The following is a 13698-nucleotide window of genomic DNA, read 5'->3' as shown; positions in this document are numbered from 1 at the left end:
AAACTTATGGAAAATACGACAATACAACGCAAGACCGCATCTTCGCGCACGAATCTTTTCGCTGTCGTCAGCCTGCTATTTATTCTTGGGCTATATTTGTTCTCGAGCAATGCTCCGGGGACATGGCTTGCCGATCCCAAACTGCAATTGTTCAAAACCTTATTTATCAGCATTATGCTGGAAGCCATGCCCTTTATTTTGGTCGGCGTTATCGTCTCGGCGCTGCTTCACGTATTCGTGTCGGACGCCATGATCCGCCGCTTTATTCCTTCCAATCCGGTGCTGGGGATTTTAACGGCAACGGTGCTTGGCATCATCTTCCCGATCTGCGAATGCGGGATGGTGCCGGCGATTCGGAAGCTCATTCGCAGGGGGATGCCCATCCATGTAGCGACGGCTTTTATTCTGGTTGGGCCCATTATTAATCCCATTGTTTTCTGGTCGACGTTTACCGCCTTCCGCAGCCATCCCGAAATGGCGTACATGCGGATGGGGCTTGCCTTTGTTATTGCTCTGATTGTTGGTCTGATTGTCTACCGCGTTGTGCGGTTTGATCCGCTTCGGGAGGCAGCGGCTGCCGCAAACGTCCATACCCACGCACATGTTCACCACCATCATCATGATCATCAGCACCAGCATGATGATAACCATGAACATTCGCATGCTCACCGCTCCGGCAAAATCGCAGAAGTGATGGGACACGCGGTGAGCGAATTTTTTGACATGGGCAAATTTCTGTTGCTTGGCGCCATATTCGTTGGTCTGCTTCAGACGTTTGTGTCCAACACCGAGCTGATGGCGCTGGGACATGGTCCGGGCAGCTCGAACGCGCTGATGATGGCGCTTGGCTTCATGCTGTCGCTTTGCTCGACGTCGGATGCGTTTGTGGCGCAGTCGTTCCTGACCACCTTCGATAAAGGTGCGCTGCTCGCTTTTATGGTATTTGGTCCCATGTTGAATTTGAAAAGCCTGCTGATGATGCTTGCCGTATTCAAAACAAAATTCGTGCTGCTTGTAGGCGCCTGCGTTACCGTGCTTGTATACGTTGGCTCGCTTCTTATCATGAACTAGGGAGGAAGGATATTGATACGCTGGAAACCCGCGCATACCGAAGCCTTCGATCATTCGTTTAAAGGCTTGATCCTGATTGGCTTCGCCGCGCTCATCCTTTATCTGTGGCAAACGGGGGATATTCTGCTCTATATTGCACCTGGACTGGTGCCTTACGTCGTGGCCGCTTCCGTTGTATTGCTCATTCTGGCAGGATCGCAATTCCGCATAGCAGTACGTTCGCTTCGGGAACGGGTTATCGTATGCGACTGCGGTCACGATCACGGACATGAGCATGATGCTGTCGGGCAGGGGCAGGGACGCTCGCGCCGGATGCTCATGAAATCGGGAATATACGGTCTATTTCTGCTTCCGCTGCTCCTTGGCGCAACGCTCCCGAGCACGGCGTTTGCCGGATCGCTCGCCGTTAACAAAGGAATGAATATGGGGGCTGCTCCCGTCGATGACGGCAAAGCGGATCTCGAGCTTGTAGAGCTGGAAGGCAATGTAGACAACGGGCTGAAGGAGCTGTTTCGCACGCAGCCTTACAACCTTGATTACGCAAAGCTGGGCATGCTGCTATATCAGCAGGACATGATCGAAATGAAGGATCAATGGTTTATCGAGAAGCTTGAGGCGATTAACCGTTTCGTGGACAACTTCCAGGGGAAAACGATACGGATAACCGGTTTCGTATACCGGGACAAGCAGCTGTCCGGCGGTCAACTGATCGTAGGCCGGATGGCGATGACTCATTGTATTGCGGACATTGCCCCTTACGGCATGATCGTTGAGATGCCCGAAGCGGACGATTACGCCAACGATACATGGATTACGGTTACGGGCACAATCGGCAAAACGCAATTGGGCGGCCGCGATATCATGAAGATTGTGGCGACGGATATAGAGTCAGCCGAGCCGTCCGCGGTGCCTTACGTATATCCGGATATCAATTTTGCATCAAAAATTTAAGTTTGTTGAAACACTGAGAAGGAGGCTCCTTCTATGGGATTGCATATTGGAAGTTTATTGCTCGTGTTAGGCGCAACGGTATACCTGATGATCGCGGGAATGGCAAACCGGACAGTCGCGGCAGCTCTTGTATTCCTCGCTTCAACCGCGCTTGGCTTCCTGCTTATTGAAACGATGGATTATAAGCTGTGGATTTCCGCTGTTATTGCCGGAGTAATTGCAACGGTACTAGGCATGGCTTATATAAAAAAATACGGCGGAGTAACAGCAGCCAACGCCGCGATTACGGGCTGGCTTGGCGTGGGAATAGGCCTGTTTGCGGGTTCGCGCTTTTATGTATCGGATGCCGTGATGATTGGCACGGATATTACATTTGTTGTGCTCGCGTTTCTTATGCAGAAAGCCGCGGAGCGTTACTACCGCAAGGCGGATGATCCGGCTAAGCCGAAGGGAAAAGCAGCGGTTAAATCAAATCGCGCATCCGGTATTCCGGCATCAGCCATGTATGCGGCAGCCGTTGCTTTGTTCTTCTCCGTGTTGCTGTCGCATGCGGATCATTCCAGCGCGGCCAAGATCGGCCAGACTTCAACGGCGGATGCCGTATACGATGCCGATAGCGGCATTCAGATCGCGACGGTGGAAGTAAACGGTGCGGGCTTTAATCCTCGCAATATGAATTTTCAACCGGATGTGATGATCAAGCTGGTGTTCCATGTTTCATCGCTGGCTTCGGGAGGCATGACGTTTGTTTCCGAGGATTTGAAGCTCGAAGCGCCTTTGCATAAAGGCGATAATATATTCATGCTCAAGAAGGCACTCCCGGGCGTTTACGGCTTCACGGTTCAGGGCTCTAACGTAAAAGGGACGTTTACGGTAAAGAATGCCTCGTAATTCATTCATTAAGGCGGCAGTGCAGGGTTAACGCCCTTGCGCTGCCGTTTATTTTTTTATGATCGTTCTCTAGTAATCTATTTCTTCCTCCCGGCATACATATTAGTAGTCTTGTCTGGAAGATACATAGATTCGATGGAGGGTACGATGCGAATGACAGTGCTTAAATACTTGGCTGCTTTGCTTCTTTTTCTTGGTTTTAATCTGGAGGCGGCGGGCAACGTGACGGCAATAGCCTCTTCTGCCTCTTCATCTGCTTCGGCAAAGCCGGCTGCCAAAGAGGACAAGCCGATTGAGATCAGCTTTGCGGGGGATATTTTGCTGGACGGGAAGGTTGCGGCGAATATGGATAAGTATGGCGTGAATTACCCGTTTGAGAAGGTACGCGGCTTATTATCCGGCTCCGACATCAGCTTCGCCAATCTGGAGACTCCGATCTCGACACGCGGGCAAAAGGCGACCAAGACGTACACCTTCCGTTCCGCGCCCAAAACGCTGCAAGCGATCGTTAACTCCGGAATAGACGGAGTTTCCGTTGCGAACAACCACACACTCGACTACGGCGTGAACGCGCTGACCGATACGCTGGATTATTTAGACGGATACAAGATTGGCCACACCGGGGCCGGAAGGAATATCGATGAGGCGTTCACCGCCTACTCCAAGACGGTTAACGGGAAGAGGGTAGCGATCGTTGGCATCAGCCGGGTGCTCTCGGGTCCAAGCTGGTATGCGGGGGATAACAAGGCGGGTATCGCCTCGGGTTACGATTTTGACGCGATGATGCGTTACGTTAAGAACGCCGTTAAATATTCGGACATAACGGTTATCTATATTCACTGGAATAACGAATACCAGGATTACCCGGAGGATTATGCGAGAACGTATGCGAAAGCTTTTATCGACGCGGGGGTAGATGCCGTAATCGGCAGCCACAGCCATTGCCTGCAAGGGATTGAGACGTACAAGGGCAAACCGGTCTTCTATTCCCTCGGCAACTTTGTCTTTACCCCAACGCAGCGCTCGAACAAAGCGTACGATTCCATGATTGTTACCCTGACGTTCGATGGAGATAAGGTAAGCAGTAAAATCACGCCGGTCAAAATCGAAAATACTAGACCGATTCTGAGGGAGCAAGCGTATAACGAAACGACGTATTCGAAGCTGAACAAGATTTCATTCAACGTGAAGGTTAACGAGGATGGAATGGTAACGGCAAAATAACGGCAAGAAGAGGGATTACAAGCCCCCTGGCGAATTATTGTCCGACGGACAATAATGCCAGGAGGTTATGTTTTTGAGAATCGGTAAGTCCAAATCAAAATCCAAATTCAGATTTTGGATCTTTTTAGCCTTGTTCATTATGACGGTTGTTGTCATTAATGTCGCGTCCAAATATGCCGATGGAACCAATTTAGCCGTCTCAACCGTCAAAACGGAGATCAACGGCAAGCTGAGTTCGAAGATCGGCTCGCTGAAGGGGACTTACAAGGTAGACGATTTCTCCGTCGCGGAAGCGGGGCCGATAAGCATCCCGTATGAGGCGTCTTCGGAAGAGGGGGCGTTTATCCTCAAGGTCAGCCATGATGACGAGACGGTCTGGGAGAAAACCGTAACTTCCAAGGAGACTGGCAGCATCGAGTTTGAGGCAATAAAGGAACGTTACAAAATCACAATCGAAACCGAAACCGAATCGGCGAAAAAGCTTGTTATCAAGTTATCGCGCTAATAGAAAAGGCCCCCGATCCATTCCGATCGGGGGCCTTGCTTTGCGTTGTTACATAGCTTCCATCTTCTGAGCCGTGTACAGCTTGTAGTACCGGCCGCGCTGGGCCATCAGCTCGTCATGCGAGCCGGCTTCGGCGATGCCTTTGTCGGCTACGTACATAATCCGGTCGCAGTTCTTAACCGTGGACAGACGGTGCGCGATAATAAACGAAGTCCGTCCCTTGAGCAATTCATTCAGACCCTTCTGCAGCAAGCGCTCGGTCTGGGCATCAATAGACGAAGTAGCTTCGTCGAGAATAAGGATGCGCGGATTCGCGAGCAGCGTGCGGGCGAACGAGATCAGCTGGCGCTGGCCTTGGGATAGCTTCGAACCGCGTTCGTTTACCTCGGTCATATAGCCATGCTCGAACTCGCGGATGAAATCGTCCGCGCATACGGTTTTGGCTGCGGCGATAATTTCTTCTTCCGTCGCGTCCAGCTTGCCGTAGCGGATATTATCCATAATCGTGCCGGAGAAGATAAAGCTGTCCTGAAGCATAATGCCCATCTGGCTGCGCAGCGACTTGAGCGTCACGTCCGCAATGTCGTTCCCGTCGATCAGAATTCGGCCCTGGGTGACATTGTAAAAGCGCGAGATCAGATTGACGACGGTTGTTTTGCCTGCGCCGGTCGGACCTACAAGCGCGATGCTCTCGCCGGCCTTCACGTCAAACTTCAGGTTCTGAAGGACGTTGACGCCAGGATCGTAAGCAAAGGTTACATCGTCGAACGTGACCCGCCCTTTGATAGCCGGCAGCTCGCGCGCGTTAGGCACATCGCTGACCGTTACCGGTTCGTCCAGCGTCTCGAAGATCCGTTCCAGATAAGCAACGGCGTTGATAAAGCTGTTATACAAGTTGGAAATGTTAAGTATCGGCTGCCAGAAGCGCGCCGCGTAGCTGCTCATCGCCAGAATAACCCCGAAGGTAACCTCTGCCGGGCTAAGTGCCAAGAGACCTACGAAATAAATGGACGTCGTAACGAGCGTCGTCAAGTTATCTACCGAAAACGGCACAAGGAAGTTGAAATACATGGCTCTCATCCACACGTTGCGGTAGTTTACCGACAAGCGGGTGAAGGTGCCTTCGTTATGTTTTTCCCGGGTAAAGATTTGCGTAACGCGAATGCCGCTGATGCTCTCCTGCAGATAAGCGTTCATATTGGAGCTCTTATTCGAAACCGCCTGCCATGCGCGGCGCTGTTTTGTCTTGATAAGCAGCATGATGCCGATGAAGATCGGCAGACCGCCCAGGATAAGAAGGGACAATCTGGCGTCAACCGCGAACATAAACGCCGCGATAAAGATCAGGTTGAGAATCTCCAGAATCAAGTTGATGATGCCGTTGGACAACACATCGGATACCGAGTTGACGTAATTGACGACGCGGATCAGAATTTTGCCTTGCGGGCGGTCGTCGTAATATTGGAACGGCAGCTCCTGCAAATGCTTGAACAGATCGGAGCGGATATCGAAGATAATATCCTGCCCGACGCGGGTCATAATTCGGGAACGGATCGTCGCCAGAATAACGCTGACCACAATCGTTCCGAGCATTAACAACGACAGCCAGACAAGCCCGCTTTTATCCTTGGCGGGAATCGTTACGTCAACCACATGCTGCATGATCAGAGGCGCGGAGAGCGCGATACCCGCTGACAGGGCGCTCAGCACGAAAGCGATAATCATCGGTTTCTTCTGGCGCTTGATATAGACGAGAGCGCGTTTGAAGTGCTTGATATTAAAGGGCGACTCCAGATTCTCGTCGATGTCGAATTTATTCCTTGCCATGAGCTGTCACCTCTCTCTCGATGCCTTCGTTCTGCAGCATAAATACCCCGTAATAATACCCGCGCCTTGCGAGAAGCTCGGCGTGAGTGCCTTCTTCAATAACGCGGCCGTTCTCCAGAATGAGGATCCGGTCGGCTTGCGCCGTTGTCGACACGCGCTGCGCGATAATAATTTTGGTGCAGGAGAATTCCAGCTCCTTCAAACTCCGCTGAATATGCTCTTCCGTCTCGTTGTCGACCGCCGAGGTGGTATCGTCCAGAATGAGAATCGGAGGCTGCACGGCCATCGCGCGCGCCAAAGCAATACGCTGCTTCTGACCGCCCGACAGACCAACTCCGCGCTCGCCTACGACGGTATCATAGCCTTCCGGCATTTTGCGGATAAAGTCATGGGCAGCGGCAAGCTTCGCAAACTTCATAACTTCCTCCTCCGGCATATCCGGATTGCCGTAAGCGATATTGCCGTCAATCGTGTCGGAGAAGAGCAGGACGTCCTGCGTCGCTACCCCGATATTGCCGCGAAGCTCATCAAGCTCAAGCTTGCGGACGTCCTTGCCGTCCACGAGAACGCGGCCCTTCGTGGCATCATAGAAACGCGGGATCAGATTGATCAGCGTTGTTTTGCCGGAGCCTGTGGCGCCCATGATGGCAACGGTTTCACCCGGTTCGATTTTAAAGCTGATATTTTCGAGTACCGTAGCGCTGTCGTATTTGAAGCTGACATTGTCGAACTCGATGCTGCCCTTATAGCGATGCTTCACAACCGGATTGTGCTCATTGACGATTTGAGGCTGGGCGTAGTACACATCGATAATTTTGCTAAGGCTGGCGAAAAACCGCTGAATATCATTAATAATGATGCCGATGTTGCGCATGGGGTTGGATAGACCCCAGATGAGCGCCGAGAACGCGGAAAATTCGCCAAAGGTGATTCTGCCGTTCATCACGAGCAGACCGCCCGCAATCATAAGAATGACGTTAAAGGCTTGGGACAAGGTCTCCAGATAAGGAAAATAATCAAGCCATACCAACGCGGCCTTCTTGTTGGCCGTTGAATAATTGACGTTCTTCTCGGTAAACTTCTGAACCTCGAACTCCTCGCGCGCAAAGGCCTTGACGACCCGGTTGCCCGCGATATTTTCCTGGGTTGTTGTATTCAGCTGCGACAGGCGCTCCCGGAGATCCACATACATCGGGCGTACGCGTCTGGCGAAGATAAAAGCGACGATTAGGATTGGCGGCGATAGAATAAGCAGCCATAACGTAAGCGAGACGTCAATAAAGAAGAAGTAGACAACCGCCGCAAGGAAGATCGTAAGAGATTCGATAATCGTCTTGATGATCCACGCGAGCGAGTGGCGCACCATCTCGAGATCGCCCGTCATCTTGGTCATCAGATCCCCGGTTCGGTTGCGGTCATAGTATTGCATGTCTTGACCTTGAATTTTGTTGTACAAGTAAATCCTTACGCGGAACAGCATGTTCTGCGATGCGCGTTCGTAGAGCAGGGTCGTGAAGTATGCGAGCCCCGTGCGCAGCAGGGTGAAGCCGATCATGCCAAAGCATAAGCCGATCAGCAGGGAGCGTTCATCGGTCAGATTTTGTACGGCATTGTCGCTTGCAATGAAGGTGTCGACAATGCGTTGACCGATGTACGGGTTAATAATCGTGAGCGATGAGCCAATGACCGACAGGCATAGGGCGATAATGTACCTTGCCCGATCACCCGTCAGATTGTGCCAAAGCCACTTGAATTGAAACATGTGATCACCGATTTCTGTTTTAGTCTAAATGCTTTATTGGTAAAAAACTATGGAGATTATATCACAAATAATCCATTATCCAACGGGTTTTTATAAGTTTAGCTGAATAAAAATAAATGGCCCAAGGACTGTCTTAAACTTGAAGAAAGTATGTCCGAATATTGGAGTATGCCAAGCCATAAAAACATCTCTTCTATCGGCCAAGCAATAACGCGGTCTTGATCGTAAGTTAATCAAGATTATCGTAACTTCTTCGGCTGTTTTTTCCATTGTAAGCGCTATAAAATGAACAACGACAAATGCGGGAAGGAGGAATAAGAAGGAGGATTAAGGACCATTACCGTAAAGAGAGGATGCTGGAAATGAGGATGCAGTTAAAGTGGCTGTCAGCCATGCAAAGCCTGGTTCTGTTCGCCGCGCTGGTACTGGCGTTTGCTCTGCCGCAGACAGCGCATGCGGCAAGCCAGACAATTAACAACGACGTATTCTGGAAGGACACCTCGGGCAATCCCATCTACTCGCAAGGCGGCAATATTTTAAAGGTTGGCAGCACGTATTACTGGTATGGGGTCAAATATAACGGAGCGGTAACCTACTATAATAATCCGACGTCCAAGAACAGCGATACCAGCTTTGCAGCTGTCACCTGTTACTCGTCTACGGACCTCGTGAACTGGACTTTCAGGGGCAATGTCATTACGGGGGCAACGGACGGTTCCACCTGGGACGCCGATTGGCTGGGTCGTCTTGGCGTCGTGTATAACGCAAATACGCAGAAATATGTCCTGATTACGCAATACTCGGGACCTGCAGGCAGCGGGATTGCGTTTGCAACCAGCAGCACGCCGACGGGAACGTTCGCCTTCGATCATGTTCAGTCCACCATTGCGAATGTCGTCAATAATATGTCGGGAGATCAGTCTACCTTCATCGATGACAACGGGAAGGCTTATCTTGTGTTCAGCAACGCCAGCGGCAGATCGCATCTGTACGTGTCCGAGCTTCGGGCATCCGATTACTTGAACGTGGAACCGGCAGCCAATGTGTATAACAGCAGCGCCGGCGGCCGCGAAGGGAATGCGATGTTCAAGTATAACGGCGTCTATTATTTATGCTCGTCCGACCTGCATGGCTGGAACGCTTCCCATACTTATTGCGTTACTTCAACCAATATAACCGGTACTTACTCGAGTGAGTTTGTGATGAACGGAACGGATGCCGACTTCTCGCATGTATCCCAGACCTCGATGTTTATTCCCGTGCAGGGCACCTCGCAGACGACCATTCTCTTTGGCGGCGACCGCTGGAGCGACTTCGCGGGCAACGGCATCGGTTATAACCAATGGATGCCGATCTCATTCAGCGGAACCACTCCTACGCTAAATTCCCTCAGCCAGTTCAATCTGGATGCGGCAGCGGGAACGTGGAGCGTAGGAAGCGGCAATAACTATGTCATGAATCCAAGTTATGAGGCCGACCGGGTATCGCAGATCGATCTGGCGGGCTGGAGTACGTGGTTTAACACGGCCGCGGATCCTAACTCGAATATTGAAGGCGGCGCGCATTCGGGAAGATGGTCGGGCAATCAATACGCAGCAGCGGCCTACAGCGCAAGCCGGTACCAGAATATAACCGGTCTTCCGAATGGAACGTATACCTTGAAGGTATGGGTGAAGAGCAGCGGCGGGCAATCCACGGCGCAAATTTACGTGAAGAACTATGGAGGCTCGGAGTTGGATGCGGCTATCAACACCTCTATTAGCAGCTGGACGCAAATCACGATCCCTAATATTCAGGTAACAAACGGCAAGGCGCAGATTGGCCTTTATTCGGTAGCTAACGCGGGCAATTGGGTCAGAGTAGACGATTGGTCGCTGGTCAAAAACTAATCATAACCACAGTGGGCAGCAAGTCAGGGAAGCTTTCCCGGACTTGCTGCTTTTTTTTGTCGGCTTCAATAATCAAAGGTAATCGTAGGTTTTTCCCGTATGCAGGCTGTAGAGCACCATCTATAATGAAGAGACGAAAGTCGTGTCCGCAGCAAGCCCATACACATCGCTATTCAGGAGGGATTCTCTTGAAGTTATTAATTATAGACGACGAGACCCGGACAAGAGAATTGTTGAAAAACTATATTCCGTGGGACACCGTAGGAATCGACGAGGTAGAGACGGCACGCAACGGTCTTCAGGCGCTGGAGCTTGCGATGGAACGAAAGCCGGATATTATTCTGTGCGATATAAGGATGCCGAAGATGAGCGGAATCGAATTCGCAACTGCGTACAGGGATACGGATCCCGACTGCCCGATTATTTTCCTCAGCGGCTTCTCCGATAAGGAGTATCTCAAGTCCGCGATTCAGCTTAAGGTGTTTACGTATATCGAGAAGCCCGTGAATTTGAACGAAGTGCGCGACGCCGTGGAGGCGGCCATCCGTCAACGGAAGGAGGAGCGGAAGCGCAAGGAGGAAGAACGCATTCTGCAGGAGGGCTTTGACCACAGCCTGCCTTATCTTCGGCAGGAGATGGTCCGCAGGCTGGTGTCGAATCCGGATTCTCCGCATGTCGTTCCGGCGCTTGGAAGCCGGGAGACGTTCCTGCTTCAGGCGGAAGGTTCCTTTACGGTAGCCGTCTCCAGCCTTTACTGGAGTCCGCTGGATTTGCCGGAGGATCCCGGCGTGACGCAGTTGAGAATACTGGAAGCGATCTCCAGCCGTGATTGTTTTCACGAATTGAAAGCGCTTGCCGGGTTCGATTCGAGCCATCATCTGGTGCTTATTCTGCCCGGCGAGTACGGAAGCTCCTACCGGGAAGGCAGAGAAAAGATAGAGGAGATTTTTGCCGGGCTTCGAGAGATTGCGGGTCCGGCTATCGACCTTCGGATCGGAATCGGACAACCGGCAGCCTCCTACCGGGAGATTCCCGATTCCTACCGTCTGGCTTCCCTTGCTTGCGCCTATCAATATTACGGCAACGGATCAAAGCCTGTCTTCTCGGATGTGCTTGGATCGCATGCCCCCGTCGCAACGAACTGGGAAGAAGTGCGGCTGATGCGCGATCAGCTCCGCAAAGGCCATGTGGAGGAAGCCAAACGAATCGTCCGGGAATGGACGGCTTATGTCCGGAAGCAGATGGATCTCGATATTTTACGATTAAAGGATACATATTTCCAATTCCTTATCGCTATAATGGAAACCGCCATCCAGCTTGGGCTGGCGGAGGTATCGAAGGATACCGAGCGGAGGTACATGTGGAAGGAGATCGACCGTATTCCATGTCTCGGGGACTTGGAGCAATATGTGTTATCGTTCCTCGAAGCAATGGCTGAGCCAAGCGAGGAAGAGACAGCAGCGGGGAGCGGAAAGATGAGGGAGATTCTCCGTTATATCCATGCCCACTTCCATGAGAAGGGCTTTACGATCCGCGCCATAGCCGATCATGTACAGTTAAGCGAGACTTATCTATGCGCTTATTTCAAGAAGCATGGCCGTCAGACGATCAAGGAATACATTACGGATACAAGAATGAACAAGGCAAAGGAGCTGCTCTGCGACCAGAATGTCAAAATGATCGAGGTAGCGCTTCTGATCGGCATGACCGACGCCAATTACTTTACCACCTTCTTCAAACGGAACGCGGGCTGTACCCCCTCCGAATTCAGGGAGCGTGCCGTCCGATGAGAAGAAGATCAAAGCGGCCCTTCTTCTTCAGCATCCGTTATAAGCTGTTCGCGAGTTACGTGCTGGTCATCATGATCCCGTTCCTGCTCCTATTGTTTATTCATATCAGCACGACGCAGCAGGAGAACAAGGAAGCGGCGATCTATGCCTCGCGCAAAATGCTGGACGAGACGAAGGCTTATCTCGAATACAAATCCGAAGCGATTACGGAGGTCCTTAATTTTATCGCCTTCAACGAGCTTGTGCAGACGGCGGTGAATGCGGACCCCAAGCCGTATGAGGACATTGACGTCTGGCATATGGCTTCGCTGCAGCTGTCGAGGCTTATTAATCAGTTTCGCTATAATGACGACATTGACTCCATTCAGATTTATATGAGGCAGGGACTAGCGGATGCTACGGAAAATGCCGATTTTCACGATATGAAGAAGGCGGAAGCGGAGCCCTGGTACACCCGATTTGCTTCGGGGAAAGCCTTTGTCGCCTGGCTTCCTTCGACAGCGGTTGATTCCGATGCCGACAGCCGGGAATTAACGGTATTGCGGAAAATTCCGAATGAGCATGATATTCAGCAGTTTGACGGTATTGTACGCGCGCGCGTAAAGCCGGCCGCCATGGATTCGGTGCTTAACCATGCCATTCTGACACCGCACGCGGCGGCCTTTTTGTTCAATGACGAAGGCGAGCTGTTAGGCAAGTCCGACCGGTTTCGTTATTCGGATGAGCTTGCCATGGAAGTAAGCGTCCTTTATCATCATTCCGACGAGGTAGACAATTACTATAATAATAATTATCCGATTAACGGCAGCCGGCATCTGCTGGGAGTCCAGGCGATTCCCCATACCGACATGAAGGTCGCTCTTGTCGTGCCGTATTCCGATATTTTGCAGTCCAGCGTGAAGGCGAGGAACCGGATTATATCGATCTTCCTGATCGTTGTTCCGTTTATGCTGCCATTCTCCTTTTTTGTTGCCGCCTCGGCTACAAAGAGGATACGAAGGCTTATTGTGCATGTCCGCAAGGTAAAGCATGGGCATTTCCAGCTGGCGCCTCTCCCGGCAAACGATGACGAGATTGGCGAGCTGACACATAATTTCAACGCGATGGTCCAGAATATTTCGGGTTTAATCGAAGAGAAGTCGTCTCTTGGCCGAGAGGTGAAGAACAAGGAGCTGAAGGCCCTGCAGGCGCAGATCAATCCCCATTTCCTATACAATACGCTGGATCTGATTAATGCGATGGCGATCGAATCCAGCGCAAATGACATTAAGAGGGTTGTCGACGAACTTGCCGTTTTTTATAAGCTCAGCTTATCGAATGGCAAGGAATACGTCTCGCTTGAAAGCGAGCTGAAGCATATCGAGGCGTATGTGCGGATTCAGAACATGCGCTTTGGAGACAGCGTCCGTCTGGAGTTTGAAGTGCCAAGGGATCTGTATGACTGCCAGTTGCCGAAAATATTGCTCCAGCCGCTTGTCGAGAACGCGATTCTGCACGGCATTATGGAGAAGGACAGCGAAGAAGGCGAAATCCGGATTTCCGCCTGGACGGACAAGGGCGATCTGTTTATTGAAGTAAGCGATGACGGCGTAGGAATGGATGCGGGGCAGCTGCGCGCCATTCTGCAGGCTCCTTCGGGAGAAGGCGAGCTCGGCGGCTACGGCGTCCGCAATATCGAGGAACGTCTGCAGCTGTCCTACGGCCTGCAGTATGGACTGAAGTTCGACAGCTCGGAGGGCGGGGGGACGCGCGTTTTGCTGCGGCTGCCTGAACGAAGACTGGATTGAC

General features: G+C 51.6%; 10 protein-coding genes. 8 read left to right on the top strand and 2 right to left on the bottom strand.

The features are described 5' to 3' along the window. Window positions 1–6 precede the first annotated feature (6 nt). The 5 genes from WFK81_RS23285 to WFK81_RS23265 all read left to right on the top strand — a co-directional run bounded on the left by WFK81_RS23285 (window position 7) and on the right by WFK81_RS23265 (window position 4642). A complete protein-coding gene (locus WFK81_RS23285) occupies window positions 7–1071 on the top strand; it encodes a permease (protein ID WP_336788894.1) in 1065 nt (354 codons plus the stop codon). 12 nt (window positions 1072–1083) lie between these two features. After that, window positions 1084–2022 carry a TIGR03943 family putative permease subunit gene (locus tag WFK81_RS23280; RefSeq protein WP_336788892.1) on the top strand — a complete coding sequence of 313 codons (939 nt, stop codon included), beginning with the start codon at window positions 1084–1086 and terminating at the stop codon, window positions 2020–2022. A 33-nt stretch (window positions 2023–2055) separates the two neighbouring features. Next, the gene (locus tag WFK81_RS23275; protein ID WP_336788891.1) at window positions 2056–2913 is read left to right on the top strand and encodes a hypothetical protein; all 858 of its coding nucleotides are present in this window, start codon (window positions 2056–2058) and stop codon (window positions 2911–2913) included. A 153-nt stretch (window positions 2914–3066) separates the two neighbouring features. Beyond that, window positions 3067–4137 (top strand): CapA family protein, encoded by a 1071-nt coding sequence (locus WFK81_RS23270; protein ID WP_336788889.1) that lies wholly within the window; start codon window positions 3067–3069, stop codon window positions 4135–4137. A 73-nt stretch (window positions 4138–4210) separates the two neighbouring features. Then, window positions 4211–4642 (top strand): hypothetical protein, encoded by a 432-nt coding sequence (locus tag WFK81_RS23265; RefSeq protein WP_336788887.1) that lies wholly within the window; start codon window positions 4211–4213, stop codon window positions 4640–4642. A 48-nt stretch (window positions 4643–4690) separates the two neighbouring features. Here the strand turns inward: WFK81_RS23265 and WFK81_RS23260 are convergent, their stop codons facing one another. Beyond that, on the bottom strand, window positions 4691–6469 hold the full coding sequence (locus WFK81_RS23260; protein ID WP_336788885.1) for an ABC transporter ATP-binding protein: 1779 nt from the start codon (window positions 6467–6469) through the stop codon (window positions 4691–4693). Then, window positions 6456–8231, bottom strand: a complete 1776-nt coding sequence (locus WFK81_RS23255; RefSeq protein ID WP_336788883.1) for an ABC transporter ATP-binding protein — start codon at window positions 8229–8231, stop codon at window positions 6456–6458. The genes WFK81_RS23260 and WFK81_RS23255 overlap by 14 nt, the downstream gene beginning before the upstream one ends. 362 nt (window positions 8232–8593) lie before the next feature. Here WFK81_RS23255 and WFK81_RS23250 point away from each other — a divergent pair, with 362 nt between their 5' ends. From WFK81_RS23250 to WFK81_RS23240, 3 genes are all read left to right on the top strand, one after another. Next, window positions 8594–10120 carry a family 43 glycosylhydrolase gene (locus tag WFK81_RS23250; RefSeq protein WP_336788881.1) on the top strand — a complete coding sequence of 509 codons (1527 nt, stop codon included), beginning with the start codon at window positions 8594–8596 and terminating at the stop codon, window positions 10118–10120. 188 nt (window positions 10121–10308) lie between these two features. Next, window positions 10309–11910: a response regulator transcription factor gene (locus tag WFK81_RS23245; RefSeq protein ID WP_336788880.1), complete on the top strand. Its 1602-nt coding sequence runs from the start codon at window positions 10309–10311 to the stop codon at window positions 11908–11910. After that, complete coding sequence (locus tag WFK81_RS23240; protein ID WP_336788878.1) at window positions 11907–13697, top strand: cache domain-containing sensor histidine kinase; 1791 nt, start codon at window positions 11907–11909, stop codon at window positions 13695–13697. Before WFK81_RS23245 ends, WFK81_RS23240 begins: the two co-directional genes overlap by 4 nt. Window position 13698: the final 1 nt, after the last annotated feature.

It is taken from the genome of Paenibacillus sp. MMO-177 (assembly GCF_037147795.1).
Taxonomy (GTDB): Bacteria; Bacillota; Bacilli; order Paenibacillales; family Paenibacillaceae; genus Pristimantibacillus.
Note: the sequence above shows the minus strand (reverse complement) of the source record. Positions and strands in the feature narration are given on the sequence as shown.